This is a genomic window from Limnohabitans parvus II-B4, from assembly GCF_003063455.1.
In the GTDB taxonomy this organism is placed as follows: Bacteria; Pseudomonadota; Gammaproteobacteria; order Burkholderiales; family Burkholderiaceae_C; genus Limnohabitans_A; species Limnohabitans_A parvus.
In genome coordinates this window covers 255,625-281,948 of record NZ_NESN01000002.1, presented here as the reverse complement: position 1 = coordinate 281,948, position 26,324 = coordinate 255,625, and the positions used below count along the sequence as shown (strand labels likewise).

General features: G+C 59.5%; 27 protein-coding genes. 19 read left to right on the top strand and 8 right to left on the bottom strand.

The genetic code is table 11. From position 1 onward, the window contains the following. Positions 1-10 precede the first annotated feature (10 nt). Positions 11-1,024, top strand: coding sequence for a fumarylacetoacetate hydrolase family protein (locus B9Z37_RS05990; protein ID WP_108312110.1), 1,014 nt, complete (start codon positions 11-13; stop codon positions 1,022-1,024). 243 nt (positions 1,025-1,267) lie between these two features. Here the strand turns inward: B9Z37_RS05990 and gatB are convergent, their stop codons facing one another. The 3 genes from gatB to gatC are packed head-to-tail and all read right to left on the bottom strand — an operon-like array spanning position 1,268 to position 4,561. Next, complete coding sequence (gatB, locus tag B9Z37_RS05985; protein WP_108312109.1) at positions 1,268-2,767, bottom strand: Asp-tRNA(Asn)/Glu-tRNA(Gln) amidotransferase subunit GatB; 1,500 nt, start codon at positions 2,765-2,767, stop codon at positions 1,268-1,270. A gap of 4 nt (positions 2,768-2,771) precedes the next feature. Next, a complete protein-coding gene (gene gatA, locus B9Z37_RS05980; RefSeq protein WP_108312108.1) occupies positions 2,772-4,253 on the bottom strand; it encodes an Asp-tRNA(Asn)/Glu-tRNA(Gln) amidotransferase subunit GatA in 1,482 nt (493 codons plus the stop codon). Between the two features lie 8 nt (positions 4,254-4,261). Continuing rightward, positions 4,262-4,561 (bottom strand): Asp-tRNA(Asn)/Glu-tRNA(Gln) amidotransferase subunit GatC, encoded by a 300-nt coding sequence (gene gatC / locus B9Z37_RS05975; protein ID WP_108286170.1) that lies wholly within the window; start codon positions 4,559-4,561, stop codon positions 4,262-4,264. 211 nt (positions 4,562-4,772) lie between these two features. On the opposite strand from gatC, the gene B9Z37_RS05970 reads away from it, so the two are divergent. The 4 genes from B9Z37_RS05970 to mrdA all read left to right on the top strand — a co-directional run bounded on the left by B9Z37_RS05970 (position 4,773) and on the right by mrdA (position 9,336). Continuing rightward, on the top strand, positions 4,773-5,816 hold the full coding sequence (locus B9Z37_RS05970; protein WP_108312107.1) for a rod shape-determining protein: 1,044 nt from the start codon (positions 4,773-4,775) through the stop codon (positions 5,814-5,816). 72 nt (positions 5,817-5,888) lie between these two features. Further along, the gene (gene mreC, locus B9Z37_RS05965) at positions 5,889-6,842 is read left to right on the top strand and encodes a rod shape-determining protein MreC (RefSeq protein WP_108312106.1); all 954 of its coding nucleotides are present in this window, start codon (positions 5,889-5,891) and stop codon (positions 6,840-6,842) included. Further along, positions 6,839-7,360 (top strand): rod shape-determining protein MreD, encoded by a 522-nt coding sequence (gene mreD / locus B9Z37_RS05960; RefSeq protein ID WP_108312105.1) that lies wholly within the window; start codon positions 6,839-6,841, stop codon positions 7,358-7,360. The genes mreC and mreD overlap by 4 nt, the downstream gene beginning before the upstream one ends. A 2-nt stretch (positions 7,361-7,362) precedes the next feature. Continuing rightward, complete coding sequence (gene mrdA, locus B9Z37_RS05955) at positions 7,363-9,336, top strand: penicillin-binding protein 2 (protein WP_108312104.1); 1,974 nt, start codon at positions 7,363-7,365, stop codon at positions 9,334-9,336. A 57-nt stretch (positions 9,337-9,393) separates the two neighbouring features. Here mrdA and B9Z37_RS05950 read toward each other — a convergent pair whose 3' ends face one another. The 5 genes from B9Z37_RS05950 to B9Z37_RS05930 all read right to left on the bottom strand — a co-directional run bounded on the left by B9Z37_RS05950 (position 9,394) and on the right by B9Z37_RS05930 (position 13,601). Continuing rightward, complete coding sequence (locus B9Z37_RS05950; protein ID WP_108312103.1) at positions 9,394-9,993, bottom strand: MarC family protein; 600 nt, start codon at positions 9,991-9,993, stop codon at positions 9,394-9,396. A gap of 6 nt (positions 9,994-9,999) precedes the next feature. Further along, a complete protein-coding gene (locus B9Z37_RS05945) occupies positions 10,000-10,413 on the bottom strand; it encodes a VOC family protein (RefSeq protein ID WP_167394347.1) in 414 nt (137 codons plus the stop codon). Positions 10,414-10,494: 81 nt separating this feature from the next. Beyond that, entirely contained in the window at positions 10,495-10,866 is a 372-nt protein-coding gene (locus B9Z37_RS05940) for a TraR/DksA family transcriptional regulator (protein WP_167394332.1), read from the bottom strand. A gap of 115 nt (positions 10,867-10,981) precedes the next feature. Next, entirely contained in the window at positions 10,982-11,632 is a 651-nt protein-coding gene (locus tag B9Z37_RS05935) for a glutathione S-transferase family protein (RefSeq protein WP_108312101.1), read from the bottom strand. Positions 11,633-11,705: 73 nt separating this feature from the next. Next, entirely contained in the window at positions 11,706-13,601 is a 1,896-nt protein-coding gene (locus B9Z37_RS05930; protein WP_108312100.1) for a sigma-54-dependent Fis family transcriptional regulator, read from the bottom strand. A 331-nt stretch (positions 13,602-13,932) separates the two neighbouring features. On the opposite strand from B9Z37_RS05930, the gene adh reads away from it, so the two are divergent. The 14 genes from adh to B9Z37_RS05860 all read left to right on the top strand — a co-directional run bounded on the left by adh (position 13,933) and on the right by B9Z37_RS05860 (position 26,301). After that, on the top strand, positions 13,933-15,453 hold the full coding sequence (adh, locus tag B9Z37_RS05925) for an aldehyde dehydrogenase (RefSeq protein ID WP_108312099.1): 1,521 nt from the start codon (positions 13,933-13,935) through the stop codon (positions 15,451-15,453). 73 nt (positions 15,454-15,526) lie between these two features. Next, positions 15,527-15,904: a DUF779 domain-containing protein gene (locus tag B9Z37_RS05920; RefSeq protein WP_108312538.1), complete on the top strand. Its 378-nt coding sequence runs from the start codon at positions 15,527-15,529 to the stop codon at positions 15,902-15,904. Between the two features lie 94 nt (positions 15,905-15,998). Further along, a complete protein-coding gene (locus B9Z37_RS05915) occupies positions 15,999-16,421 on the top strand; it encodes a BLUF domain-containing protein (RefSeq protein WP_108312098.1) in 423 nt (140 codons plus the stop codon). Between the two features lie 63 nt (positions 16,422-16,484). Further along, positions 16,485-16,850 carry a DUF2946 family protein gene (locus B9Z37_RS05910; RefSeq protein ID WP_108312097.1) on the top strand — a complete coding sequence of 122 codons (366 nt, stop codon included), beginning with the start codon at positions 16,485-16,487 and terminating at the stop codon, positions 16,848-16,850. A 132-nt stretch (positions 16,851-16,982) separates the two neighbouring features. Then, positions 16,983-17,456, top strand: a complete 474-nt coding sequence (locus tag B9Z37_RS05905; protein ID WP_108312096.1) for a copper chaperone PCu(A)C — start codon at positions 16,983-16,985, stop codon at positions 17,454-17,456. Between the two features lie 26 nt (positions 17,457-17,482). Further along, positions 17,483-17,869: a DUF2946 family protein gene (locus B9Z37_RS05900; protein ID WP_108312095.1), complete on the top strand. Its 387-nt coding sequence runs from the start codon at positions 17,483-17,485 to the stop codon at positions 17,867-17,869. A gap of 95 nt (positions 17,870-17,964) precedes the next feature. Next, positions 17,965-18,552 carry a Crp/Fnr family transcriptional regulator gene (locus tag B9Z37_RS05895; RefSeq protein ID WP_146179711.1) on the top strand — a complete coding sequence of 196 codons (588 nt, stop codon included), beginning with the start codon at positions 17,965-17,967 and terminating at the stop codon, positions 18,550-18,552. A 9-nt stretch (positions 18,553-18,561) separates the two neighbouring features. Beyond that, the gene (locus B9Z37_RS05890) at positions 18,562-19,107 is read left to right on the top strand and encodes a copper chaperone PCu(A)C (RefSeq protein ID WP_240606635.1); all 546 of its coding nucleotides are present in this window, start codon (positions 18,562-18,564) and stop codon (positions 19,105-19,107) included. Between the two features lie 20 nt (positions 19,108-19,127). Continuing rightward, the gene (locus tag B9Z37_RS05885) at positions 19,128-20,012 is read left to right on the top strand and encodes an MbnP family copper-binding protein (protein ID WP_108312093.1); all 885 of its coding nucleotides are present in this window, start codon (positions 19,128-19,130) and stop codon (positions 20,010-20,012) included. A 21-nt stretch (positions 20,013-20,033) separates the two neighbouring features. Further along, positions 20,034-21,182 (top strand): methanobactin export MATE transporter MbnM, encoded by a 1,149-nt coding sequence (locus tag B9Z37_RS05880; protein ID WP_108312092.1) that lies wholly within the window; start codon positions 20,034-20,036, stop codon positions 21,180-21,182. A 9-nt stretch (positions 21,183-21,191) separates the two neighbouring features. Next, positions 21,192-21,554 (top strand): DUF2946 family protein, encoded by a 363-nt coding sequence (locus B9Z37_RS05875; protein ID WP_108312091.1) that lies wholly within the window; start codon positions 21,192-21,194, stop codon positions 21,552-21,554. Between the two features lie 95 nt (positions 21,555-21,649). After that, entirely contained in the window at positions 21,650-23,530 is a 1,881-nt protein-coding gene (locus B9Z37_RS05870) for a TonB-dependent receptor (protein WP_108312090.1), read from the top strand. A gap of 20 nt (positions 23,531-23,550) precedes the next feature. After that, entirely contained in the window at positions 23,551-24,060 is a 510-nt protein-coding gene (locus tag B9Z37_RS05865) for a copper uptake system-associated protein (protein ID WP_100120107.1), read from the top strand. Between the two features lie 105 nt (positions 24,061-24,165). Then, positions 24,166-26,301 carry a TonB-dependent siderophore receptor gene (locus tag B9Z37_RS05860; RefSeq protein ID WP_108312089.1) on the top strand — a complete coding sequence of 712 codons (2,136 nt, stop codon included), beginning with the start codon at positions 24,166-24,168 and terminating at the stop codon, positions 26,299-26,301. Positions 26,302-26,324: the final 23 nt, after the last annotated feature.

The window sequence follows — 26,324 nt, the reverse complement described above, 5'->3', positions numbered from 1 at the left end:
CACATTCAACATGAAATTGGCGACTTACAAAGACGGCTCACGCGACGGACAACTCGTGGTGGTCTCGCGCGACCTGAGCACCGCCCATTATGCGACCGGCATCGCCAGCAAACTGCAACAGGTGCTGGACGACTGGAACTTTCTGGCCCCCCAGCTCGAAGACCTCTACACCACACTGAACCAAGGCAAGTCCCGCCACGCTTTCCCGTTTGACCCGGCGCAATGCATGGCCCCGCTGCCCCGCGCTTACCAATGGGCCGACGGCTCAGCCTACCTCAACCATGTGGAGCTGGTCCGTGCGGCCCGCAGCTCGGAAGTGCCTTCCAGCTTTTATACCGACCCGCTGATGTACCAAGGCGGCAGCGACGACTTTATCGGCCCTTGCGACCCGGTGGTGTGCGCCAGCGAAGCCTTTGGCATCGACTTCGAGGCCGAAATCGCCGTCATCACCGGCGATGTGCCCATGCAAACCAGCGCCGACGACGCCATCGAAGGCGTGCGCCTGATCATGCTGGCCAACGACGTGAGCCTGCGCAACCTGATCCCGAACGAGCTGGCCAAAGGCTTTGGCTTCTTCCAGAGCAAACCCGCCACCGCCTTCAGTCCCGTGGCCGTGACGCCCGATGAACTGGGCGAAGCCTGGCAAGGCGGGCGCGTGCACCTGACGCTGCAATCGACCTGGAATGGCCGAAAAGTGGGCATGTGCGAGGCCGGGCCTGAGATGACCTTCCACTTCGGCCAGTTGATTGCCCACATTTGCAAGACTCGCAACGTGCGCGCCGGCTCCATCGTGGGCAGCGGCACCGTGAGCAACAAGAGCGTGGAAGTGAACGGCAAACCCGAGTGGCCCAAAGGCTACAGCTGCATCGCCGAGAAACGCGCCATCGAAACCATCCTGGATGGCAAGCCTTCAACCGAGTTCATGAAATACGGCGACACCATCCGCATCGAGATGAAGGGCCAAAACGGCGAGAGCTTGTTTGGGGCGATTGAGCAGGAAATTGTGCCGCTGAACCAGGCTTGAGTCGGTGGTGATTGGTCACCCAGCCCTGCGCTTTTTCACCCGACCTTTGTCATGTCACTCCTGACTTGATCGGGGGTCCATGCCTTCGCTCACCATGGATACCCGCGTTCGCGGGTATGACAACCACGACTGTGTCACCCCGTAATGGGGCTTGCACCCTTCACGCTCATTTTGACTTGAAGCGTAAAAAAGCCGTTTACGCTTCATCAATGAAGCGCAAACGGCGATGGTGGCAGAGGACGGTCAGCCCAGCTTCTTCATCAACAACGCATTCACCTGCCCCGGATTGGCCTTGCCCTTGCTGGCTTTCATGATCGGTCCCACCAAGCCGTTCAGGGCTTTGGTGTTGCCGGCCTTGAACTCTTCCACGTTCTTGGGGTTGGCGGCCAGCACCTCGTCGATGATCTTTTCCAGCTCGCCGGTGTCGTTCATCTGCTTGAGGCCTTTGGCTTCGATGATTTCATCGATTTCGGAAATCGCCCGTTCAACGTAGTCAGCACCAAGTGGTTCGCCAAGGATGCGGCCTGCAGCCCAGAGTAAATCGAAGATTTGCTTTGCCGCATTGTTGTTGATGGTTCCATCCTGAATTCTGGTGATCACGGCGGCCAGTTGGGCCGCGCTCACCGGTGCTTGCTCAATCGCCATCTCGCTCGCGTTCAAGCGGCGCGAGACTTCGCCCATGATCCAGTTGCTTGCCAGCTTGGGCTGGCCGCAGGCTTTGGCCGTGGCTTCAAAGTAGGCGGCAACCGCCTTGCTTTGCGTCAGCTGCGTGGCGTCGTATTCGGGCAGGGCGTAGTCTTTGACAAAGCGTTCGGCCATCACGCGAGGCAGCTCGGCCATCTCGCCTTTGACGCGCTCGACCCAGCCGCGGCCAATCACCAGCGGTGGCAGGTCCGGGTCAGGAAAATAACGGTAGTCGGCGGCGTCTTCCTTGGTGCGCATGGCGCGGGTCTCGCCCGTGTCGGGGTCGAACAGCACCGTGGCTTGCTGGATGGCGTGGCCGTCTTCGATCTGGTCGATCTGCCAGCGCACTTCGTAGTCGATGGCCTGCTGCATGAACTTGAAGCTGTTCAGGTTCTTGATCTCGCGGCGGGTGCCCAAAGGGCCACCGGGCTTGCGCACCGACACGTTGGCATCACACCGGAAGCTGCCTTCTTGCATGTTGCCGTCGCAGATGCCGACCCAGGTCACGATCTTGTGCAGCTCTTTGGCGTAGGCCACGGCCTCATCACTGCTGCGCATGTCGGGCTGGGTCACGATTTCCAGCAGGGGTGTGCCTGCGCGGTTGAGGTCAATGCCGCTCTGACCAATGAAATCCTCGTGCAGCGATTTGCCCGCGTCTTCTTCGAGGTGGGCGCGCTCCAGGCGCACGGTCTTGCGCACGGTCTCTTTGCCTTCTTCCAAGAAGAACGACACCTCGCCGCCTTGCACCACCGGGATCTCGAACTGGCTGATCTGGTAGCCCTTGGGCAGGTCGGGGTAAAAGTAGTTTTTGCGCGCAAAAATGCTGCGCTCGGCGATGTGCGCGTTGACGGCCAGGCCGAACTCGATGGCGCGTTCGACCGCGCCCACGTTCATCACGGGCAGTGTGCCGGGCAGGGCCATGTCCACCGCGCAGGCTTGCGTGTTGGGCTCGGCGCCAAACGCCACGGGGGCGCGGCTGAAAATCTTGCTCTGGGTCGAGAGTTGGGCGTGTGTTTCGAAGCCGATGACGACTTCGTAGCCTTGGACGAGTTTGCTCATGGTCTTAAACCCCCGCTGGTTTCTGGAGGTGGAAATCGGTCGCTTGTTGCAGGCGGTGCGCGGCGTTCAGCAACTGGGCTTCTTTGAAGTAGTTGCCGATCAGCTGCAAGCCCACGGGCATTCCCTGTGCGCCAAAGCCTGCGGGCAGGCTCATGCCGGGCAGGCCGGCCAGCGAGGCTGGCAGGGTGAAGATGTCGGCCAGGTAGTCGGCCACCGGGTCGTTGGCGTTTTCGCCAAACTTCCAAGCCACCGACGGGGCCACGGGGCCTGCGATCACGTCGCACTCAGTGAAAGCACGCTGGAAATCGTCGGCAATCATGCGGCGGATTTTTTGCGCTTGCAGGTAGTAGGCGTCGTAATAGCCGTGAGACAGCACATAAGCGCCCGTCATGATGCGGCGCTTGACCTCGTTGCCAAAGCCTTCTGCCCGGGTCTTTTTGTACATGTCCACCAAGTCGGTGTAGTCCTTGGCGCGGTGGCCGAACTTCACGCCGTCAAAGCGGCTGAGGTTGGAGCTGGCTTCGGCCGGGGCAATGATGTAGTACACCGGAATCGACAACTCGGTGCGCGGCAGGCTGATGGGCACCAGCTTGGCGCCGAGCTTTTCGTATTCGCGCAAAGCGCTGTCCACGGCGGCGCGCACATCGGCGGCCAGGCCTTCGCCAAAAAACTCTTTGGGAATGCCAATGCGCAGGCCTTCCAGGGATTGGTTCAGCGAAGCGGTGAAGTCTTCGGCTGCCACATCGAGCGAGGTCGAGTCGCGGTCCAGGTCCGGCCCGCACATGGCGCTGAGCAACAAGGCGCAGTCTTCGGCGTTGCGGGCCATGGGGCCGCCTTGGTCCAGGCTGGAGGCGTAGGCGATCATGCCGTAGCGGCTGGCGCGGCCATAGGTCGGCTTGATGCCGGTGATGCCGCAAAAGCTGGCGGGCTGGCGGATCGAGCCGCCGGTGTCGGTGCCTGTTGCGGCGGGCGTCAGGCGCGCAGCCACGGCGGCGGCGCTGCCGCCCGAGGAGCCGCCGGGCACGCGGGCTGTGTCCCAAGGGTTGGTCACTTTGCCAAAAGCCGAGTTTTCGTTGGACGAACCCATGGCGAACTCGTCGCAGTTGAGCTTGCCCAAAGACACCATGCCCGCGCCGCCTTGCGCGGATGCGCCGAGTTTTTGCACCAGGGTCGCGTCAAACGGCGAGCGGTAGCCGGTGAGGATTTTGGAGCCCGCAGTGGTGGCGAAGTCGCGGGTCACAAACACGTCTTTGTGCGCCACAGGCACGCCTTCGAGCAAGCCACCAGTGCCAGCGGCCAGTCGGGCGTCGCTGGCTTGCGCCTGGGCCAGCGTCACTTCGCTGTCGATGTCCAAAAACGTGTTGTGCGGGTTGCCGCCCAAACGGGCCAAAAAGCCGGTGGCCACTTCCACGGCGCTGACTTGTTTGGATTTCAAGGCTTGGGCCAGTTCGGCCACGGTCATGTCGTGCAGGTTGGATGTCGTCATGTTCCGGCTCACTCGATCACCTTGGGCACCAAAAACAGGCCGCGCTCGACGGCGGGGGCGCTGCGCTGGTTCAGGTCGCGTTGGTTGGGCTCGCTGGCCACGTCGGGGCGTAGGCGCAGCGTGATGTCCTGGATGGCGGCCACAGGGTGGGCCATGGGCTCGATGCCGGTGGTGTCCACCGCCTGCATGGCTTCGACGATGCCAAAAAAACCATTAATCTGTGTGAGCATGCGCTCACTCTCGTCGGGCTGCAGTTCCAGTCGGGCGAGGTTCGCGATGCGGGCAATATCCTGCGGGGTCAGGGACATGGTTTGAAAAGAGTTGTAAATGACGGGGTTTTCCAAGCTAAACGGGGCTTGAATGCACCTGTTTTGCCGGGGGATCGGGTATTATCCTGTGTTTGGCGCAGCTCACCGCACAGCCTCTGAGCCAGCCCTTACGACACACCAGATTTGACAGCCGCGCCGTCCCCGATATGCCCTCAGCGGGCCTTGGGTTTGAGCGTCAAAGGACTCCCTAATGTTTTCTTCATTTCGCCGTTATTTTTCCAGCGACCTGGCCATTGACCTGGGCACCGCCAACACCCTGATTTTTGTGCGCGACAAGGGCATCGTGCTCGATGAACCTTCTGTTGTGGCCATCCGCCACGAAGGTGGCCCTCAGGGCAAGAAAACCCTGCAAGCCGTTGGCCACGAAGCCAAGGCCATGCTGGGCAAGGTGCCTGGCAACATCGAAGCCATCCGCCCCATGAAGGACGGCGTGATCGCCGACTTCACCGTCACCGAGCAGATGCTCAAGCAGTTCATCCGCATGGTGCACCCGCGCAGCACTTTCCGCCCCAGCCCCCGCATCATCATTTGCGTGCCCTGTGGCTCCACCCAAGTCGAGCGCCGTGCCATCCGCGAATCGGCTTTGGGTGCAGGCGCATCTGAGGTGTATTTGATCGAAGAACCCATGGCCGCAGCGATTGGCGCAGGCTTGCCGGTGTCAGCAGCTTCGGGCTCCATGGTGGTGGACATCGGTGGTGGCACGACCGAAGTCGGTGTCATTTCCTTGGGCGGCATGGTCTACAAGGGCAGTGTGCGCGTGGGTGGCGACAAGTTTGACGAAGCCATCATCAGCTACATCCGCCGCAACTACGGCATGCTGATCGGCGAGCCCACCGCAGAAGCCATCAAGAAAAACATTGGCTCGGCCTTCCCCGGCAGCGAAGTCAAGGAGATGGAAGTCAAGGGCCGCAACCTGTCCGAAGGCGTGCCGCGCAGCTTCACCATCAGCTCCAACGAAATCCTCGAGGCATTGACAGATCCGCTCAACCAGATCGTCTCGGCCGTCAAAACCGCGCTGGAACACACGCCGCCTGAATTGGGTGCCGACATTGCCGAGCGCGGCATGATGCTGACCGGCGGTGGCGCACTGCTGCGCGACCTGGACCGCTTGCTGGCCGAAGAAACCGGCTTGCCCGTGCTGGTGGCCGAAGACCCGCTGACCTGCGTGGCCCGCGGTTGCGGCATGGTGCTGGAGCGCATGGACCAGCTGGGCAGCATCTTCACCAGCGAATAAGCGATGCACCTGGCTGCTTGCCCACGGCCAGGGTTCAAGCTTTACCCAACCTGAATCCGGCGCAACTCCTCCATGGCTCTGGATACCCTCGAACGCAGCGCACCCCCGATTTTTCGGCAGGGCCTGTCTGCGACCACCAAACTGGTGCTCTTGGCGCTGCTGTCGATTTTGTTGATGGCCTCGGACCACCGGTTCAAGATTTCTCAGCCGCTGCGCTCGGGCATCGCCATCGTGCTGGCTCCTTTGCAGTGGTTGTCCTTGCAACCCGCGCGGGCAGTCAACGGCTTGGGGCAATATTTCGGCAATCTCGAAGAGGCGCAAGATGCGGCACAAAACTTCCAGACCCGCACCATCGCGCAAGCCCAGCGTTTGCAGCAAGTCGAGCAGTTGACACAAGAAAACGCCCAGCTGCGGCAGTTGCTGGATCTGCGCAAGCAAATGGCGGGGCCATCCCAGGCGGTGGAGGTGCTTTACGACACCGCCGACCCCTATACCGATCGCGTGGTGGTGGACCGTGGACAGATCGGGGGCATCGTGCAAGGCGCTGCCGTCATCGATGCCGGAGGTGTAGTGGGGCAAGTGACGCGGGTGTACCCCTTGGTCAGTGAGGTGACTCTGCTGACGGACCGGGACCAAAGCATTCCCGTGATGAATGCCCGTACGGGCAGTCGGCATGTGGCGATGGGCGACCCGTCGATGCCAGGCGGGGCGCTGGAGCTGAAATTTGTACCGGCCAGCACCGATGTCAAGCAAGGTGACTTGCTCACGACCAGCGGCATTGACGGTGTGTATCCGCCGGGCCTGCATGTGGGCATCGTGAGCCAGATCGACCGCCGTGTGGATTCGTCATTTGCGCGGGTGCATGCCACCCCTGCAGCCAAAGCCCGCGGTCGGCATTTGCTGGTGCTGATGCCGGTCAAGGACTGGCCACCAGCGCCCGCTGCGCATCCTGAACCCAAGCGCAACGGCAAAGGCCGGTCGCCCGCGCCTTCTGCCGCACCCGCATCTTCAGGAGCCAAGCCATGATCATGCCCGCAGGCCGACCGCTGCTGCTGCCCGCCAATCCCCGCTTCATTGCCTTGACTTTGGTGGTGGGGCTGCTGATGAACATGTTGCTGGGTTTGACGGGGTGGCGCTGGCTGCCCGATGTCCTGGCCATCGTGGTGGTGTTCTGGAACGTGTACCAACCCCGGCGCGTGGGCTTGGTGTTGGCCTTTGTGCTGGGCTTGGCGCTGGATGTGCACGAGTCGGCCTTGCTGGGGCAAAACGCTTTGTCGTATGTGGTGCTGAGCAGCATGGCCATTGCCGTGCAACGGCGCTTGCTTTGGTTTCCGCTGCGCGAGCAGACCTTGCAAATTGCGCCGCTGTTCGTGATCGCTTCTTTGTTGGAGTGGGCGACCCGCCTGATCGTGCAGGATGCCTGGCCGCATTGGAGCCAGCTGTTTGCGCCCTTGATGCAGGCGGCCCTGTGGCCCATGATCGGCGCATTGCTGCTCGCACCCCAGCGGCGAGCGTTTGACCCTGACAACATCCGGCCTCTTTGACCATGTCACTGTGGCTGCCTTCACTTGCCGAGTTGCGTGATAACGAGGCCGATCTCTACCGGTTTCGCAGCCGTGTGCTCGTTGTTCAGGTGGTCGTGCTGGTGTGCTTTGTGCTGGTGGCGGTTCGTTTGTCTTATTTGCAAATCGTGCGCCATGAAGACCTGCTGGAGCAGGCTGAAAACAACCGCACGGCCGTGATTCCGACCGTCCCGCCACGCGGCACCATTTTGGACCGCAACGGTGTAGAACTGGCCAGCAATTACTCGGCTTACACGCTGGAAATCACGCCCTCCAAAGTGGCCGATCTGGAAGCCACGATCGATGCACTGGGCGAGCTGGTGGACATTCAGAGCAAAGACCGCCGCCGTTTCAAGCGCCTGCGAGAAGAGTCGCGCAGTTTTGACTCTTTGCCCATACGCACCCGCTTGAATGACGCAGAGGTGGCCCGTTTCAGTGCGCAGCGCTACCGGTTTCCGGGTGTTGAAATCAAGGCGCGCTTGTTCAGGCAGTACCCCTATGGCGAGTTGGCCAGCCATGTGGTGGGCTATATCGGTCGGATCAATGCACGCGAAAAAGAACGCATCGAAGACGACGACGATGTGGGCAATTACCGGGGCACGGAATACATTGGCAAGCTGGGTGTTGAGCAACGTTACGAACGGGAGTTGCATGGCATCACGGGCGTGAACCGGGTTGAAACCTCGGCCGGTGGTCGAGCCACGCGAAGCCTGTCCAGCCGTCTGGCCACGCCAGGGCAGAACGTGGTGTTGTCGATCGACATCCATCTTCAAAAGATGATCGAAGATTTGTTTGGCAATCGCCGTGGCGCACTGGTGGCGATGGACCCTGAAACGGGTGAGGTCTTGGCATTTGTCAGCAAGCCCACGTTCGATCCCAATTTGTTTGTCGAGGGCATTGATGTCGAGAGTTGGCAGTCCCTCAACGAGTCGCCCGACAAACCCTTGCTCAACCGCGCCTTGCGTGGCACCTATCCGCCTGGCTCGACCTACAAACCCTTCATGGCGCTAGGCGCATTGACCACAGGCAAACGCAGTGCCAGCACCATCATCAACGATGCGGGTTCGTGGTCTTATGGTGGGCACACTTTTCGAAGTCATGGCGATTCCGGGCTGGGGCCTGTTGACATGGTGCGTTCGATCACGCTGTCCAGCAACGTTTATTACTACTCGCTGGCCAATGAGATGGGGGTCGATGCGATCCATGACTTCATGAAGCCTTTGGGCTTTGGTCAGATCACTGGCATTGATTTGCCTGGTGAGGTGCGTGGTGTGCTGCCCAGCACCGAGTGGAAGCGCAACTATTACAAAAGGCCCGAGCAGAAAAAATGGTTCGGCGGCGAAACCATCTCGCTGGGCATTGGCCAGGGCTACAACGCTTTCACCATGGTGCAGCTGGCATCGGCCACCGCCACCATTGCCAGCGGGGGGCGCAAATTTGCCCCTCGCGTGGTGCGTGCCACGCAAGATGCCCTGACCCATGCCCAAGCGTCAACCACCACGACGGAGCCGGTGGAGTTGGGTTATGCGCCCGATCACATTGCGGTGGTGCGCAATGGCCTTGTCGGGGTGGTGACCTCGGGGACATCGGCACAGGTGTTTGCCGGTGCGGGCTACCAGAGCGCTGGCAAAACCGGTACGGCGCAAGCTGTCACCATTGGCCAAAAAGACAAATACAACGCCGCTAAACTGGCCGAGTACCAGCGCGACCATGCCTTGTACATGGCCTATGCGCCCGCTGATGCCCCCAAAATTGCGCTGGCGGTGGTGGTGGAGAACGCTGGTTTCGGCGCAGCGGCGGCGGCCCCCATTGCCCGGCGTGTTTTTGACTATTGGCTGTTGGGCCAATACCCCAGCGAAGAGGACATTGCTGCGACCCAAAAAGGCCAATCGGGCAGGCCGATTGGTACACCCCGATCCAAAAAGGATGTGCCACTGGAAAGCAGCAGGACGAACTGATCGCTGGCCTTTGTTCTGCGGGGGCGAGCTTCAGAACTCAGGGGCGGAACACTGGGTTCAGTGGGGCCAACTTTGCGCCAGAGACTTCAGGCCCCGGATCAGCATCTCCACCGAGATGGAGACCAGAATCAGCCCCATCAAGCGCTCAAAAGCCGAGACCACGCGCAAGCCCACCACGCGCTGCAAACGCTCGGCCAACAGCAGCACCACAGCACAGACGGCCATGGTCACGGTCAGGGCGGCTACCCACTCCAGCCGACGCTCGGGCGCTTGGCTGACCAACAACAACACGGTGGCCATGGCCGAAGGGCCGGCCAAGGCGGGAATGGCCAAGGGCACGATCAAGGGCTCAGCCAAAGGCACGGGGGAGTCTTGTGGCGGTGGCGGAAAGATCATGCGCAGTGCGATCAAAAACAGCACGACGGCCCCGCCAATTTGCAAAGACACATCCGACAGGCTCATGGCCTTCAAGAACGATTGCCCGACAAACATGAACGACAGCAGCAGGCCAAAGGCAATCAGCACTTCACGCACGATGACGCGGGCGCGCCGCTCAGGGGGCACGGCCCGCAAGGTGTTGACAAAAATGGGGATGTTGCCCAGCGGATCGGTGATCAACAGCAGCAAGATGGTGGCAGAAGCAAAAGTGTGTTCCATGACCGATCAGCTCGCGTAAACCGTGTTCAGGTCGGCAAAGCCTTTGACCTCGATCGGGTTGCCAAACGGGTCCATGAAGAACATCGTCCATTGCTCGCCCGGTTGTCCTGCAAAGCGCAGGTGGGGTTCGACCACAAATTGCATGTGTGCCGCTTGCAGGCGGTTGGCCAGTGCTTGCCAGTCGTCCTTTTGCAAGACCAGACCGAAGTGCGGCATCGGCACCAGATGCTCGCCGACATGGCCTGTCAGGGTGGTCTTGAAAGGCTCGCCCAGGTGCAGGGAAATCTGGTGCGTGAAAAAGTCAAAGTCCACCCAGGTGTGGGTAGAGCGACCCTCTTGGCAACCGAGCACGCCCCCATAAAACCGGCGGGCCTCGTCGAGGTCGGTGACGTGAAAAGCGAAGTGGAACAGGCTGTGCATGTCCGAAAGCATATCAGCGATCTTGAGCCCAAGATGGGCTTGAGCCATGCACAAGCTCAAGCAGGGGGCCTCCTTGCAAAGTCAGCGGTGTTGTTCTTTCAATGTCTGGCAATCGATGCAGCGCTTTGCGGTGGGATAGGCATTGAGCCGAGCGGACGGAATGCGCACGCCGCAGTCGGTGCACTGGCCATAGGTGCTCGCATCTATGCGTTCCAGTGCGGCTTCGATGTCTCCCAGCTCAGCCGTTTCGTGTTCGTTCATGGCGAACTCGTCATTGCGCTCGGAAATGGCTTGGGCCCGGTCGTCAAAACTCCGCACATCGTGTTCAGCGGCCATGTCGGCGCGAGAGACCAGACCGCCACGCTCTTGGGCGATGCGCTGCAACAGTTGCGTGCGCTCATGCAAAAGGCGCTCGCGGTGGGCGGAGAGGGAGGGTGGGTGGGATGAAGTCATGGCTTCATCCTAGGCGCCTCTTGTGGCGCGGTATTGATGTGGGTCAACCCCCGCTGCCGCGTGACATGAGCCACGGGCCGGGGTTGATCTGCATCAGGTGCTCAAGCGCACAGACTCAGCTCTTGGCTTTCATGCGCGACATCATCAAATCCATATTGGCTTTGCGGTCGGCGTTGACTTTTTGCATGTGCGGGCGCTCGCCCATCATTTTGAGGTAGTCACGTACCGGCAGATCGGCGAGGAAGTCTTTCCCGTAAACCAGCTTGGTGGCGCCCGAGACCAGAGGCAAATGCGTGACGGCGGCGCAATCGGCCAGCGTCAGGCTGTCGCCCGCTACAAAGGGGGCGAACTTGGCGAGTTTGGCAAAGGCCGCGACGTTTTTCTCAAGCTGCGCACCGACTTTTTCTTTGACCGAATCGCTCACCTTGCCGCCAAAAAAGGCTTCGGGGTAGAGGTTGCGTGCAACCAGTTCCAAGTGCAGGTCCAGAAACAGAGCCAGCTCACGCACCTTGGCGGCGGCAAAGGGATCGGCAGGGATCAGGGGGTTTTGCGGGTACTTTTGCTCGATGTACTCGAGCATCACAGCCGACTCGCACATCGCGCCATCGGGTGTCTTCAGGTAAGGCACTTTGCCCAAGGGGCTGGCCGAAGCGTCGGTGGCACCGACCCAGGCCAGTTCTTCTTCAAATGGCACGCCCTTTTCGAGCAAGGCGAATTTGACTTTGTTGTGGTAATTACTGGCTGCGAAGCCGCAGAGTGTGAGCATGGGAGTCTCCAAATAGTTCGCAGGCCAGTTTAAAGAAAGTGCATCAAAGGATCGGTCGCGCAGATGACCGAATTCATTGGAGCTTGCGGTACAGCGTTTGGCGGCTGATCCCCAGCTGCCTGGCCGCCGCTGAGACATTGCCCCTTGCATTTTCAAGGGCGTGCTCGATCGCTTTGAGCGACAGTGCATGCAGGTTTTGGGCAGGTGCCTGCGGCGTCAGGGTTTGGGCGCAGCGCTGTAAATCCTCGGCCAAATCGTCGGGCAAATGGACCCAGTTGATTTGTGTTTCATGCGGGTCCAACAAAGCAACAGCAGTACGCAAAACATGGCTAAGTTGCCGCAAATTTCCGGGCCAGTCGAATGCTGCCATGGCCGTGCTCACTTCAGGATGCAGGCTCAGATCAGCATCAGGGGCGAATTTTTGCAGGATCGTTTGCGTTAGCGTTTGCAGGTCGGTGCGTTCACGCAGGGCGGGCAGGTGCAAACTCAGACCGTTGATGCGATAGTACAAGTCACTACGGAAGCGTCCCTGATCGATGGCTTGACGCAAATTTTGGTGGGTCGCACCCATCAGCGCAAAGTCCACGGCAATGGCGGCACTGCTGCCCAAAGGCGTGACCGTGCGTTCTTGCAGCACTCTCAGCAAGCGCGTTTGCAAGCCCAGTGGCATGTCACCAATTTCATCCAGAAACAGGGTGCCGCCGTGGGCTTCGCGCAGTTTGCCGGGCATGCCGTTTTTGGCTGCGCCTGTGAATGCGCCTCCCACATAGCCGAAAAGTTCGGCTTCGATCAGGTGCTCAGGCACGGCTGCGCAATTGACGGCGATGAAAGGTTTGTCTTTGCGAGCAGAGCATTGGTGAACAGCTTGGGCAAAAAGCTCTTTGCCGACACCTGACTCACCCGTGATGAGCAAAGGGATGTTTTTATCCATGACTCTGCGAGCTTTGTCGGCCGCCTGCTGCCACAGAGGGTCACCGCTGTTCAGTTGGCTCAGTGCATCGCGAGTCGGGGCAAGGGTGATGGTGACACTTTGTTGGGCCTGGCTCTGACTGTGCAGTTGCGCATAAAAAATGCCGCCTTGCACGGTGTGCAGTTGGCTGGGGCGGCCTTTGTTGCGCTGTTGTGCGCTCAGCAATCGCTCGAAGGCTTCTTCAAACAACTGAGGCCAGCTGACGGTGTGCATGTCGGCATGGCGTAGACCGAGTAAATCGAGCGCTTTGCGGTTGGCCCCCACCAGCCAGCCATCTTCGGAGAAAGCCAGCACGCCTTGTGCAACGGTGCCAATGCCTTCCGCCTTGGCATGGAGTTGAACCAGTATTTGCTGACGACAAGAAGACAGGACCAGGCTGTTTTCGATCATGCGTGCAGCGGTCGAGACCAAACCCAAGGTGTGAGGATGTCGACTGCGATGATCGCCGGAAATATCCAGAATACCCATGAGCTTGCCTTGAGCCGACAGGATGGGTGCGGCCGCACACGTCAGAAAGCCATTGCGGTCGAGATAGTGTTCAGCGCCGTTGATTTCCACCTCATTGGCTTCTGCCAAGGCTGTCCCGATCGCGTTGGTGCCGCGTTGATTTTCTGCCCACGATGCGCCGCAACGCAGGGCCACACGATCTGCTTTGTTCAAGAAATCCAGGTCACCCAGTGTGTGCATCAACACCCCTTGGGCATCGGCCAGGATCACCATGCTGTGGCTCTGTCGCACTTGTTCGAACAAGTATTCCATGACCGGCTCTGAATGGCTGATCAAGTCGTGGTTGAGGGTCCGTGCACGTTGCAGGCTGCTGCCTGCCAGGTTGTCCAAGCAGTCCAGACGCCCGATGGGTGAAAGGCCTGCCGCCAAGCTGCGATGCCACGATCGGCTCACCAAGGCATCGATTTGCGCTGTCGGGGTAATGCCATGCTCGACCAGTTGTAGTCTGGCCTGCCTGAGTTGGGGGGTGGGCAATATGGCGTGGGTGCGCATGGCTTGTCTCCGTAGGCGTGTGGCCTCATTTTTTATGTCCTCAGTCTAGGGGCCAGTACCTGCAACGCAAGGACTCGCAGCAAAGACCGTGATCAAGTGTCTCAATTTGTGACAGGTGTCGCTGACAGCAGGCGGACAGTGGACATTGTTTAGCGCACTTTGTCTGGGCAATGGGGCGCTGTTTGACCTGTGTCAGCTCAATTTCAGTCTGGGCCTCGGTGAATACCCTGATGTGCGCCGTGTTGGCATTGCACTTGCAAAGAAGCAGGCGTGTGCAACACCCTGAGTGCTGCACCAAGTCTGAATCAAACATCTGAAACTGGAGACACACATGATTTACGCAGCACCCGGCGCCGCAGGCGCCAAAGTCCAATACAAAGCCCGTTACGACAACTTTATCGGCGGCAAGTTCGTGGCCCCGGTCAAAGGCCAATACTTTGATGTGATCACGCCCATCAGCGGCAAGGTCTACACACAGGCTGCGCGCTCAGACGCCGCTGACATCGAACTGGCACTGGACGCCGCCCACAAAGCCGCTGACGCTTGGGGCAAGACCGATGCGGCCACCCGCGCCAACATCTTGCTGAAAATTGCCGACCGCATTGAAGCCAATCTGGAAATGTTGGCTTACGCCGAAACCGTGGACAACGGCAAAGCGATTCGCGAAACGCTCAACGCCGACATTCCACTGACGGTGGACCACTTCCGTTACTTCGCCGGTTGCCTGCGTGCGCAAGAAGGCGCGCTGTCCAACATCGACGAGAACACCGTGGCTTATCACTTCCAGGAACCCCTGGGCGTGGTCGGTCAGATCATTCCTTGGAACTTCCCCATCTTGATGGCAGCCTGGAAACTGGCCCCCGCCATTGGTGCGGGCAACTGCGTGGTTTTGAAGCCCGCCGAGTCCACCCCTATCAGTATCTTGATCATGGCCGAGCTGATCGCTGACTTGCTGCCCCCCGGCGTGCTCAACATCGTCAACGGCTATGGCCGCGAAGCCGGCATGCCACTGGCCACCAGCAAGCGCATCGCCAAGATCGCCTTCACAGGTTCGACCTCCACAGGCCGTGTTATCGCCCAAGCCGCTGCCAACAACCTGATCCCCGCCACGCTCGAACTCGGCGGCAAGTCGCCCAACATTTTCTTTGCCGACATCATGGACAAAGACGATGGTTTCCTCGACAAAGCCATCGAAGGTTTGGTGTTGTTCGCGTTCAACCAAGGCGAGGTCTGCACTTGCCCATCGCGTGCCTTGATCCAAGAAAGCATCTACGACAAGTTCATGGAGCGTGTCTTGAAGCGCGTGGCCGCCATCAAGCACCAAAACCCACTCGACACCGACAGCATGATGGGCGCACAAGCGTCCAAAGAACAGCTGACCAAGATCTTGTCTTACCTGGACTTGGGCAAGCAAGAAGGCGCTGAAGTCTTGGCCGGTGGCTCACAAGCCCACTTGGGTGGTGACCTCGAAGGCGGCTACTACGTGCAGCCCACCTTGTTCAAAGGCCACAACAAAATGCGCATCTTCCAAGAAGAGATCTTTGGCCCCGTGTTGGCCGTGACCACCTTCAAGGACGAAGCCGAAGCCCTGGAAATCGCCAACGACACTTTGTATGGTTTGGGCGCTGGCGTGTGGAGCCGCAACGGCAACGTCGCCTACCGCATGGGTCGCGCCATCAAGGCCGGTCGTGTGTGGACCAACTGCTACCACGCTTACCCCGCACACGCTGCGTTTGGTGGCTACAAAGAGTCCGGCATCGGCCGCGAAACCCACAAGGTCATGCTCGACCACTACCAGCAAACCAAGAACCTCTTGGTCAGCTACAGCGAGAGCAAGCTGGGCTTCTTCTGATCGATTGAATCGGTCATCCTCACAGGGGCGGAGTGATCCGCCCCTTTTTGTCTTGGCATGTCAGGAGATGAACATGGTTGAACGTGTGGTGGTCACGCCCGAAGCGCTGGCCTTGATCGATGAACTCAAAGCCCAATACGGCGAGCTGATGTTTCACCAAAGTGGTGGCTGCTGCGACAACAGTGCGGCCAATTGCTATTTGCCCACCGACCTGACGATTGGGCCTTACGACGTGTTGTTGGGCCATGTGGGCGGGGTGCCTTTTTACATCAGCAAATCGCAATACGAGTACTGGAAGCACACCCAGCTGATCATCGATGTCATCGAAGGCTCGGGCGGTACCTTTTCGCTGGAAGGCAACACCGGCAAAGCGTTTCACACCCGTTCGCGGCTGTTTACCGACGAAGAGTGGGCCGCCATTGAGCCGCAGGTGTTGCGCGATTTGGCCTGATCACGGGGTGCGGGGTAAACCCTTAAGGGATGGATTTTTGTAAGGTTGGCATCAAGCCCGTCGACAAAAATGACCGGTTGGTCCTGGAGCCTATATGTTGGAACGACTTGTTTACCGTTCAAAAGCCACCCACAAACTGGGCAGTCTGCACCTGTTCAATTTGCTGGTGCAGTGCCGCAAACGCAACCTGAGCTTGGGCATCACGGGGCATTTGCTCTACACCGAGGAAATCTTCGTTCAGTGCATCGAAGGCCCCTCTGGCTCGATCGATGCTTTGTGGAAAAGCCTGCAGCGCGATGAGCGGCACCACAACGTAGAACTTTTGGCGCGAGGCCCTATCACCGATCGGCAGTTTTCAGATTGGGCCATGGCCTTTTCCTCCTATGCGCACTTCGATAAATACGACATTCCCGGTTTTTTCCCGGTGGATGCCCAAGGGATGTCCAGTGCGGCTGTTCGTTGCGCACAGTGGGCAACCGAACAATTACCAGGCGAAAAAGCCGATACAGCCATCTGAAAAGACGGGTGCATTGACCGCGTGTGCCCAGATGCCTCAGCCTTCGATGCCATAATTCCAAATATGTTCAGTCTGCAATCCCTGCGCAACGCCCCCCACCTCACCCGCCTCGTGCTGGTGTGGTTTGCGTTGTTTGTGGGGGTGGCCGTGGCTTCGCCGCTGGTTAACCCTGAGGGCGTGCAACTGGTGTGCACCACCGCGGGCAGCGTCAAGTTGCTCCAGCTCGATGCCGATGGCGAGGAAGCGCAAAGCAGCCACCAAGGCCTGCACTGCCCCTTGTGTTTGCCGGTGGCCGCGCCCCCGGTGTTGTCTGTTTCAGCGCCAGTCCACGTTGGGCTGTCTCATGCGCTGCGTCCTCTAGAGCAGGCCCGGCTGGCCTCGCTCATCGGTCTGCCTTGGCAGGCCCGCGCTCCCCCCTCTTTTTCCTGATCACGGCAGCTGTTTGACGGCCAAGTGCGGCGTGCCCGCGTGGGCCAGTCCACCTGCCCGTGATCCGGTGCGCTGGCTTGCAAGCGTCGCCACACCCTTTCCCCTCGTGTCTTTTTTTAACTGGAGTTCGCCATGAAACGCGTTGTTGTCTCTTTTGCCGTCCTGATGTCGGCCTTGTTCAGCCAGGCCCAAGCCCAAGTCACCGTCAAAGACGCTTGGGTACGTGCCACCGTGGCGCAACAAAAAGCCACGGGTGCTTTCATGCAACTGCAGTCGGCGCAAGACGCCAAGTTGATCTCGGCCCAGTCGCCTGTGGCGGGTGTGGTTGAGGTGCACGAAATGGCCATGGACGGCGGCGTCATGAAAATGCGCGCCATTCCCAGTTTGGCCTTGCCCGCTGGCAAAGCGGTGGACCTCAAGCCCGGCGGTTACCACGTCATGCTGATGGACCTCAAAGGTCAGGTCAAAGACGGTGACACCGTGCCTGTGACCCTGGTGGTCGAAGGCAAGGATGGCAAGCGTCAAAACATCGAAATCAAAGCCTCTGCCCGCACCGCTGCCGCGCCCGCCATGAAGCAGGGCGACGGCCACATGCACAAGCATTGATTTCGTGACTTTTTCCTGATCCATCCATGACTTGGACTTCTGCCCAACTGCGCAGGCTCAGCCTGTGGCTGCTGTGCGCGATGCTGCTGGCGGCTTTGGCCCCCACGGTCTCGCGTGCGCGGGCATGGAGCCAAGGCAGCGCCGTGCCATGGATGGAGGTGTGCACCACCGCAGGCGCTCAGCGCACGGCAGCCGACACGCCAAACGACGAAGCGCCACAGCCCGGGATGGGCATGCTCGACCATTGCGCTTTGTGCGTGCTGGCCAGCGACCGCTTGGCACCACCAAGCCCCGACTTTGTGTGGCAAGCGCAGCCGCAAGCGCCGCCCTTGCTGGCTCAGTTGGATCTTCGGGTCCCTGAAACCGTCCTGCACTGGACGGTCCACTCCCGCGCCCCACCTGTCCACGCCTGATTTCAGCCGTGGCAGGCCGGGCACATGCCCGACTGCTGTTTGCCAGATGTCCGCTTCTCATCGCGGGCACTGGCCCATTCAGTCCGGAGCATCGTGTGAAATTTTTGAATCCAATCCCGGTGGGTGAGCCCATCGAAGTCAAGCGCGGTCAATGCTTGTTGACCGCAGGTGGCGTAGGCCCAGTATGGCGCGTGACCCAGGGTGTCTTTAAATTAGAGCGCCAAGGCCAAGACGGTCCAATTCTGGTGCAGCTGGCCCAGGCCGGTGACCTGATCGGTGTGGAGGCCTTGTGTGCCGAGCCTTATGCCTTCACGTCCGTGGCCTTGGTGAATGCCCAAGCGGTACCCCACCCGGTGAGCCAAGATCTGGACCGCTACACCACCATGACGCAGGGCTTTATGCAGCAGCAACGTCAGACCTGCGACATGCACCGTTTGCGGACAGGCCCGATTGCGCAAAGACTGGCTTACTTGCTCACCATGCTGGGCAAGCAAGCCGACGGTCGCGTGCTGCCTTTGCCGCGCAAAGAACTCCCCACACTCAAAGAGATGGCCCGCGTGGTCGATTCCACCTTTGAAACCGTGTGCCGTGAGCTCAACACTTTGTTGCCCGAGCGCAAACAAGCCCGACCCGCCTCTACCGGTCTTTGGGCCGTGGGGCCGGCCTTTGCCATGGCGGTTTGAAAGCAAGACATGCAGCACTTGATTCTTAGACTCTGGCAAAGCGCACAAAAAACCGGCTTTGGCCTGGGCTTTGTGGCAGGCGGCTTGTTCATGGGGCTGGTAGCCCTGGCGCTGTTGGGCATGGGCTCTGCCCAAGCCCACGACTTTCGCCATGGCGATGTGGTGATAGACCACCCCTATGCCACGCCCAGCCTGGCAGGCACGACCACAGGCGCTGTGTATTTCAAGTCCATCCGAAACAAAGGTAAAACGCCTGACCGCCTGCTGTCGGCCCGCACCGCTGTGGCTGCGCGGGTCGAAATCCACCACATGCAGATGGACGGCAATGTCATGCGCATGCGCCAAGTGCCCGCCTTGGAGCTGCCCGCACAAACCGAAGTGTCCTTGCGGCACGGCGGCGCAGGCACGCATCACCTGATGCTGCTGGACATGGCCCAACCCCTCAAAGACGGTGACCGCTTCGATCTTGAGCTGGTCTTTGAAAAAGCAGGCACCCGGCGTGTGAACGTCTGGGTGCAAACACCGCGTGCAGGTGCGCCTGCGCACAAGCATTGATTTTTGAACTGGAGAACACGATGAAAAATCTTTTCACCCTGACGGCATTGGCCTTGACCGTGAGCGCCTGCAGCACCTTGCCCAGCCCACCCACTTCCCAAGCCGTTGAGCTGAAGTTTGCTGCCCAAATCAACGGCCAGCCCTTTGCCTGCGGCCAGCGTTACGAAGGCGTGGGCAGCACGCGCTCGACCATCACGCCCAGCGACTTTCGCATGTACGTGAGCGAGGTCAAGCTGGTGCGCCAAGACGGCAGCACCGTGCCCTTGCAACTCGCACAAGACGGCGTGTGGCAACAGCAATCGGTGGCGCTGCTGGACTTTGAAAACGGCGCAGGCCCTTGCCGCAATGGCACAGAAGCCACCAACACCAGCGTGCGCGGCCAAGCGCCTGTGGGCGAGTACACCGGGGTGGAACTCACTGTGGGCGTGCCCTTTGCACAAAATCACCAAGACCCCACGGTTGCACCCGCGCCACTCAATTCCACAGCCATGTTCTGGAACTGGCAAGGCGGCTACAAGTTCATCAAGTTCGACACCGCCAGCAGCGGCATCAGCACAGACAAACCCGCAGCAGCCAACGCCATGGGCCCGGTCACGCGCTACTCGGTGCACCTGGGCAGCACGGCATGCGCGGGCGAGAGCAAAACCCAGGCCCCCAGCGCTTGCCAAAACCCCAACCGCATGACGGTGCGCTTCGATGGCTTTGACCTGCGCAAAAACACCGTGGTGGCCGACATGGGCGCGGTGCTGGCACAGGCCAATGTGGACGTCAACGCCAAAGGCACATCGCCCGGCTGCATGAGCTTCCCCAAAGACGGCGACTGCCCACCTGTGATGCAGGCGCTGGGCCTGGCCTATGACGGCGTGGCCGCTGCAGGCCCTCAACGCCTTTTGTCCAAGCGCTGATCTGCACCCCAGAGCTCGACCATGAACCCTTTGCGCAAAACCCTGAGCACCTGCCTGCTGGCCCTGGCCGGTTGGGCTGTGCTCACGGGGAGTTCCACAGACGTTTTTCATTGGGACTTGCCTGCCTGGGTGCCACGCCCTATGGTGCCCGCAGGCAACCCGATGAGTTCGGCCAAGGTCGAGCTGGGGCGTCACCTGTTTTACGACCAGCGCCTGTCGGCTGACAGCAGCATGTCGTGCGCCACCTGCCACCACCAGGACAAGGCCTTCACCGACGGACTGGCCGTGGCCAAGGGCGTGACCGGGCAAGCGGGTCAACGCAGTGCCATGGCGCTGGCCAATGTGGCCTATCTGCCTGTGCTCACTTGGGCCAACCCCAACCTCACGGCTTTGGAGGTGCAGGCGCTCATTCCGCTGTTTGGCGAGCACCCGGTCGAGATGGGCATGGCTGGGCGAGAGAAAGAACTGTTTGCACGCCTGCAAGCCGATGCGCGTTACCGCGACTTGTTTGCCAAAGCCTTTCCGGTCGAAGCCGCAAAAGGCAGAGAGGCTTTGTATTCGCTGGGCACACTGACCAAAGCCTTGGCCAGTTTTCAGCGCAGCCTGCTCTCGTTTGACAGCCCGTATGACCGCTACAAATACGGCGGCCAGCCCACGGCCATATCCCCAGCGGCCAAGCGCGGAGAAAGCCTGTTCTTTGGCGAAAAGATGGAGTGCTACCACTGCCACGGCAGCTTCACCTTCACCGACAACATCCGCCACAGCAAGCTGCCATTGGCCGAGCGCGGCTTCCACAACACGGGCTTGCACAACCTGGATGGCCGGGGTGCTTACCCCGCAGACAACCCGGGCATCAGCGAGTTCACGGGCGACCCCGATGACATGGGCAAGTTCCGCACGCCCAGCCTGCGCAACATTGCGCTGACCGCGCCCTACATGCACGACGGCTCGATCGCCACGCTCGACCAAGTCATCCGCGCCCACTACGCGCAGGCCGGCCGCGCAGGCGGCACGGCCAACGGGTCCAGCCCCTTGCGCAGTTCATTGATCGCGGGCTTCGAGGTCAGCGAACAAGAAGTCAGCGACCTGGTCGCTTTCTTGAACACCTTGACCGACCACACGTTTGTTCACAACCCTCGCCACGCGAATCCGTGGACTGTCAGTCGTTGAGGCCTTGACATGCACCGTTCACACCCCCTCTTTCGCTCACTGAGCCGCCTCGTGCTGGTTTGGTACGTGCTGTTTGTGGGTGTGTCGGTTTTGGCTGCTACGCTGCAGCCCAAAACCATGGACGTGGTGTGTTCCACCATGGGCATCATGAAGGTGGTGGTGCAAGGCGAGGGGGAAGCCGCCGCCTTGAGCAGCAGCATGGACTGCCCGCTGTGCGCTCACGCCACACCCGCATTGCCGCCGCCCACGGTGGCGGCTTTGGCCCATGTGCCAGATGCACGCGCCTACATCGTGCAAGCCTTGCCCGAGGCGCTGCTGCTGGCCCGCACCGCGCCGCCTCTGCCTTCTCGCGGGCCACCTGATCTGATTTGAACGCCGTAAGGCGCATTTCCTCCGCTCGAGAAATCTCTTGGGCGTTGCTCTTTCGCGTGCACGGCAGCGCCTGCGCGCACAGATTTCATCAGACTATGCAAAAACAATTCAAATTCTCGCCCGTTGCAATCGCCCTGTGGGGCTTACTGCCTGCCGCAACGGTATGGGCGCAATCGCCGCAAAATGATGTGCTCATCATTGCGCCCGCCGTGATCGACAGCAACAGTGCCGATGACATGGCAGGTTTCCGAACGACAGTGACATCGCGTCAGATCGAAGACCTGAATGCGATCGATGCCGCCGCCGCATTACGCCGTACACCGGGCGTCAGCATTTCTCGCTTCAATCCAGTGGGCTCCTTCGGTGGTGAAGAAGGTGGTGCGGTTTATATCCGTGGCATGGGCTCCAGCCGCCCCGGCAGTGAAATCAAGACCTACATCGATGGCGTCCCTTTTTACATGGGCATCTGGAACCATCCTTTGCTGGACCTCTTGCCACTCAACGGCATGGCCCGATTGAATGTCATCAAAGGTCCGCAACTGCACGAATTTGGCAACACGTTTGGGGCCATTGCCCTGGAGCCCAAAAAGGCACGGGCCGCAGATGGCGTCTCGGGTGAGGTTAGTGTGCGTGGCGGGAGCTTTGGTACCGTGGCAGAGCAGTTGGATGTCAGCGGCCGGCAGGGCGACTGGAACTTCGCGTTGGCTCAGGGGCATGCTTCTTCCGATGGCCATCGGCCGGACGCCAAAGGTCGCTTGAACAATGTCATGGGCCAATTGGGTTACAGGATTGACAGCCAGTGGTCGATTCGCCTGCTGGCCATGAACAGCAGCAATACCGCGACCGATCCTGGCCATCAGGATACGCAGGCCAACAAGGGACAGACTTTCAATACCCGTGGCGATTTGTTGGCGTTGACTGTCGCACATCAGCATGACAAAGTTCAAGGCAGTTTCAAGGTGTACAGCACCGAAGGCTACGGGGAACAAAATCCTGGATTGAAGTCGAACTTCAAAACAACGGGCTTGCGTTGGCGTGAAAGCCTGCAGCCATGGCAAGGTGGGCAGGTGCAGGCAGGCCTGGATGTCGACAAGATCGGTGGTGATGTGCCTACCGTTGGGTTCGTGGCCGCTGATTTGCGCGTGAGCTCTCCCTTTGTGGCGGTCAGTCACAAGTTGGACTTGACTGGCGGCTGGTCGGCCACGCCGTCCGTGGGTGTGCGCCACTACAGCCACAATGTTTTGAAGTCAGAGTCCGCGCACCAGGCGGGCTTGGTACTGGCGCAGGGGGAACGTTTGGCATTGCGGGTTCAGATGTCGAAAGGGGTCAACTACCCAGGACTGGATGCCGCTGTGTTGTCGCACCTCATGGCTCCTGCGCTGGGAAATACTTGGAAATCCTTGGGCGCAGAACGGCTTGACCATCAGGAGTTGGGTGTGAGCTGGAAACCCTCGAGCGATACCTCGGTGGACTTGGCCCTGTTCAAAGACCGTGTCAAGGACCGTTACATTTTTGCTTTCCCTCCTGCAGTATCGGCCCCTGGTTTTGTCCACTTGGGCACCTATGACGTGACAGGGACAGAGCTCACCTGGGCTCAATCCATGGGCAAGTCTTGGCAGATGTTTGCGGGATGGACGCACCTGAACAGCAGCAAGTCAGATTTGCCGTATGCACCACAAGACAGCCTCAGTGTGGGCATCAATTGGCAAGAAGGCCCGTGGCGTGCCAGTGCTGATGCACAACACCAGACCCGCATGACGGTGTTGGGTCAAGCGCGTACGGTTAGCACCAATACCGTTCAGGTCAATGGATTCACTGTGGCCAATCTGCGCTTGGGATACAAGGTCCCGCAACTCGGACAGCGTGGCGAAGTCTTTGCAGCGATTGAGAATCTTTTGGATAAAACCTACACGTTTCGCGAGGGCTACCCCATGCCTGGACGTTCTTTGCAAGTGGGTGTGAAAGCCAGTTTCTGACGCCAAAAGGAATAAGTACCATGACAAAAATTTTCTTTTCCGCATTTTTGGCGGCTTGGTTGGCATCTGCCAGTGGCCATCAGGTTGCTGGGGATCATCACTCTTCCAAGGTCAGTCCGGCAAAAGACATGCAGACCATCGTGCATGTCATGAAGAAGCAGTTTGACCAACCCAAGTCTCCTTTGCAGGTCGCGCCTGTGGTTGTAGAGGGCGACTGGGCATTGGCGGGTTGGTTGCAAGGCGAACGCGGTGGGCGTGCGTTGCTGCAAAAACGGCACGCTCATTGGGTGATCGTGGTTTGTGCCGGGGATGGCCTGCGACAAGCAGACGCTTTGGTGCAAACCGGCATGCCCAACGATGTCGCGACTGCATTGTCGAAAAAGCTGCAAACGGCCGAAAGCCGACTGCCTGCTGACACTTTGAAGAAGTTCGCTTCCTTTGAGGGCATGTTGCGGGTGGATGGTGATGCCGGTCATGGCGCTCCACATGGGTCCCATGGGGCTCATCCCAAAAACAATTCACCGCGCTGAATTTGCGCACGGGAAAGGGACGCACTGCTTCGGGATCCAGCAGGCGTCAACACCTTGAGGGCTGCGCAGTCTTCTCGCCATCAATTCAATCTATGGAATAAAAAAATGTCTTTTCAAATTTCACGTCTTTCTCCTGTCGCGTTGGCCGCATGGGCTTGCTGCGCCGCTTTGGCGCAAGCCCAAACACAAACCATCGAAGTCACGGCTGACAAAGACCGATATCAGCCAGCCTTGACGCAAGCCGCCACCCGCTCAGCGGTGCCTGTCGAGCAGGTGCCTCAGTCCATCGTGAGCATTTCGCGTTCGGTCATCGAGGACCAGGGCAGCAAAACGGTTTCGGACGCCTTGCGCAATGTCAGCAATGTGAACGAAATCGATCCACGCGACAGCAACAACGTGGGCTTCAAAATCCGCGGTTTCAATGCGGCCATGGTGGTCGATGGTGTCTCGGTGCCAGGCTGGTTTCAGAATCAAGAGAGTCTGGTGGGCGTTCAGCAAATGGATGTGATCAAAGGCCCAGCGGGTGGCCTGTATGGCAGCGGCCAGGCGATTGGCAATTATTCGACGGTGGGCGGCACGATTGCCGTGACTACCAAAGACCCTGTTGCCAAGGCCTCGCGTGAAGTGGGTGTCAAGTTGGGTAACTTTGGCCGCCGCAATGCGCACGTTGATTTGAATCAGCCGATCAACGAGGCATGGGCGTTTCGGGTCAACGGCGAGCATGACCGCTCTGACAGCGAAACCCAAGGCGTGTTCTTCCGCAAGTCGGCGCTGAACCCGAGCCTGTCCTGGTCGGCCGATGCCAAAACCAAAGTGGTCATCAAGGCCCGCATGTTGGACAACACCACGGTGGATTATTCGGGCTTGCCACGCGCCAGCGCCTCGGCCACCGAGCCTGCTGCAGGCGTAGGCCGCAGCACCTTCGTCACCGCCACCGGCTTGCCCGACACCACACAAAAGTCACGCGGTCTGAATGTGCAGTGGACGCAAGTCTTGAACGATGACTGGACGCTGAAGGCCCTGGCTGCACACAACACGGCTGAGGTGGATCAGCGAGGGGCATTTCCATACCCATATGGCAGTGCTGGTAGCTTTGGTTCTTCGGTGAGTTTGTATGGAGTGCGTTTGTGGGAGAAGTTGACCTCGGACACCCTCCAAGTCAGCTTGAACACATCCATCAAATCAGGGAGTGCTTTGCACCGCATCAGTTTTGGCCTTGATCGAGACGAAACCCGTGACGATGCATTCATGGCTTACGCAGACCCTTATCCATTCGGGTATGGGTTTTCTCCTCTCGACGGGCTGACTCCAACGGACTTATCAAGCAACTTAAGGCCCGTTTGGTTTGAGCCCACGGTACCTAATGAATCAAACCGACAACATAACCGAAGCACTTCAACCGTGGCCTTTATTCAGGACCAAGTTCAGATCGGCAATTTGCATTTACACGGCAGCTTGCGTCACACCCGCACCACTGGGAAAGATTATTACGTTGACCCGGTCATGATGATCAACATCAACACCCCTCGCAGCAATAGCAAGGTCACGCCTCGCTTCGGAGCTGTTTTTGACGCCAGTGATGTCGTGTCCTTCTTTGGTGGTTACAGTGAAATGTCACGCGTACCCTTTGGCCTACGTTTTAGAACAGCACCCAAAATGGAGGAAGCCGTTCAAAAAGAATTGGGTCTTCGCATCAAGGGCTGGAATGGTCTAAGCGCCACTGCTGCAGTGTTTGATATTCAACGTAAAAACGCGGCAGTGTCTGACGGTATGTTTTCGGTGCAGACAGGTGTTCAGCAAGCAAAAGGCCTCGATGTTGACTTGCGCTGGCAAGCCGCACCTTCACTGGCATGGATTGCAGCCTATACGCACCAAACCGCAGAAATCACTCAGGACACCACGGACCTGGTGGGCAAACGCCTGTTCAATGTGCCTGAACAAACACTGCGCGTGGCAGCACGTTACGACGTGCGACAAGGCGAGTGGAGTGGCCTGGGTCTTGGCTTGGGCGCGTCGCATCGCTCCAACCTGGCTGGTGACACCAGCAACACCTTCTTGATGCCCGCGGTCACCTTGTGGGATGCACAGGCCAGTTACAAACGCGGCGACATCCAGTACAGCGCCAGCATCAGCAACCTGCTCAACAAACAGTATTACGCGCCCATGGCCTATTTTGGTGGTGGCCAAGTCGTACCCGGTTTGCCGCGCAACCTGGTGGTGGGCATCAGCACGAAATTCTGATTCATCCACCACGCCACAGGAGG

What these genes read in the sequence shown, in the direction of transcription:
- B9Z37_RS05935 (WP_108312101.1), bottom strand. Translation starts at nt 11,632, where the DNA reads ATGCTCACACTCTGCGGCTTCGCAGCCAGTAATTACCACAACAAAGTC.
- B9Z37_RS05900 (WP_108312095.1), top strand. Translation starts at nt 17,483, where the DNA reads ATGACTTGGACTTCTGCCCAACTGCGCAGGCTCAGCCTGTGGCTGCTG.
- B9Z37_RS05950 (WP_108312103.1), bottom strand. Translation starts at nt 9,993, where the DNA reads ATGGAACACACTTTTGCTTCTGCCACCATCTTGCTGCTGTTGATCACC.
- B9Z37_RS05915 (WP_108312098.1), top strand. Translation starts at nt 15,999, where the DNA reads ATGTTGGAACGACTTGTTTACCGTTCAAAAGCCACCCACAAACTGGGC.
- gatB (WP_108312109.1), bottom strand. Translation starts at nt 2,767, where the DNA reads ATGAGCAAACTCGTCCAAGGCTACGAAGTCGTCATCGGCTTCGAAACA.
- B9Z37_RS05930 (WP_108312100.1), bottom strand. Translation starts at nt 13,601, where the DNA reads ATGCGCACCCACGCCATATTGCCCACCCCCCAACTCAGGCAGGCCAGA.
- B9Z37_RS05990 (WP_108312110.1), top strand. Translation starts at nt 11, where the DNA reads ATGAAATTGGCGACTTACAAAGACGGCTCACGCGACGGACAACTCGTG.
- B9Z37_RS05940 (WP_167394332.1), bottom strand. Translation starts at nt 10,866, where the DNA reads ATGACTTCATCCCACCCACCCTCCCTCTCCGCCCACCGCGAGCGCCTT.
- B9Z37_RS05880 (WP_108312092.1), top strand. Translation starts at nt 20,034, where the DNA reads ATGAACCCTTTGCGCAAAACCCTGAGCACCTGCCTGCTGGCCCTGGCC.
- B9Z37_RS05860 (WP_108312089.1), top strand. Translation starts at nt 24,166, where the DNA reads ATGTCTTTTCAAATTTCACGTCTTTCTCCTGTCGCGTTGGCCGCATGG.
- B9Z37_RS05945 (WP_167394347.1), bottom strand. Translation starts at nt 10,413, where the DNA reads ATGCACAGCCTGTTCCACTTCGCTTTTCACGTCACCGACCTCGACGAG.
- mrdA (WP_108312104.1), top strand. Translation starts at nt 7,363, where the DNA reads ATGTCACTGTGGCTGCCTTCACTTGCCGAGTTGCGTGATAACGAGGCC.
- mreD (WP_108312105.1), top strand. Translation starts at nt 6,839, where the DNA reads ATGATCATGCCCGCAGGCCGACCGCTGCTGCTGCCCGCCAATCCCCGC.
- mreC (WP_108312106.1), top strand. Translation starts at nt 5,889, where the DNA reads ATGGCTCTGGATACCCTCGAACGCAGCGCACCCCCGATTTTTCGGCAG.
- B9Z37_RS05890 (WP_240606635.1), top strand. Translation starts at nt 18,562, where the DNA reads ATGCAGCACTTGATTCTTAGACTCTGGCAAAGCGCACAAAAAACCGGC.
- B9Z37_RS05875 (WP_108312091.1), top strand. Translation starts at nt 21,192, where the DNA reads ATGCACCGTTCACACCCCCTCTTTCGCTCACTGAGCCGCCTCGTGCTG.
- B9Z37_RS05905 (WP_108312096.1), top strand. Translation starts at nt 16,983, where the DNA reads ATGAAACGCGTTGTTGTCTCTTTTGCCGTCCTGATGTCGGCCTTGTTC.
- B9Z37_RS05865 (WP_100120107.1), top strand. Translation starts at nt 23,551, where the DNA reads ATGACAAAAATTTTCTTTTCCGCATTTTTGGCGGCTTGGTTGGCATCT.
- B9Z37_RS05910 (WP_108312097.1), top strand. Translation starts at nt 16,485, where the DNA reads ATGTTCAGTCTGCAATCCCTGCGCAACGCCCCCCACCTCACCCGCCTC.
- gatA (WP_108312108.1), bottom strand. Translation starts at nt 4,253, where the DNA reads ATGACGACATCCAACCTGCACGACATGACCGTGGCCGAACTGGCCCAA.
- adh (WP_108312099.1), top strand. Translation starts at nt 13,933, where the DNA reads ATGATTTACGCAGCACCCGGCGCCGCAGGCGCCAAAGTCCAATACAAA.
- B9Z37_RS05870 (WP_108312090.1), top strand. Translation starts at nt 21,650, where the DNA reads ATGCAAAAACAATTCAAATTCTCGCCCGTTGCAATCGCCCTGTGGGGC.
- B9Z37_RS05920 (WP_108312538.1), top strand. Translation starts at nt 15,527, where the DNA reads ATGGTTGAACGTGTGGTGGTCACGCCCGAAGCGCTGGCCTTGATCGAT.
- B9Z37_RS05885 (WP_108312093.1), top strand. Translation starts at nt 19,128, where the DNA reads ATGAAAAATCTTTTCACCCTGACGGCATTGGCCTTGACCGTGAGCGCC.
- B9Z37_RS05970 (WP_108312107.1), top strand. Translation starts at nt 4,773, where the DNA reads ATGTTTTCTTCATTTCGCCGTTATTTTTCCAGCGACCTGGCCATTGAC.
- gatC (WP_108286170.1), bottom strand. Translation starts at nt 4,561, where the DNA reads ATGTCCCTGACCCCGCAGGATATTGCCCGCATCGCGAACCTCGCCCGA.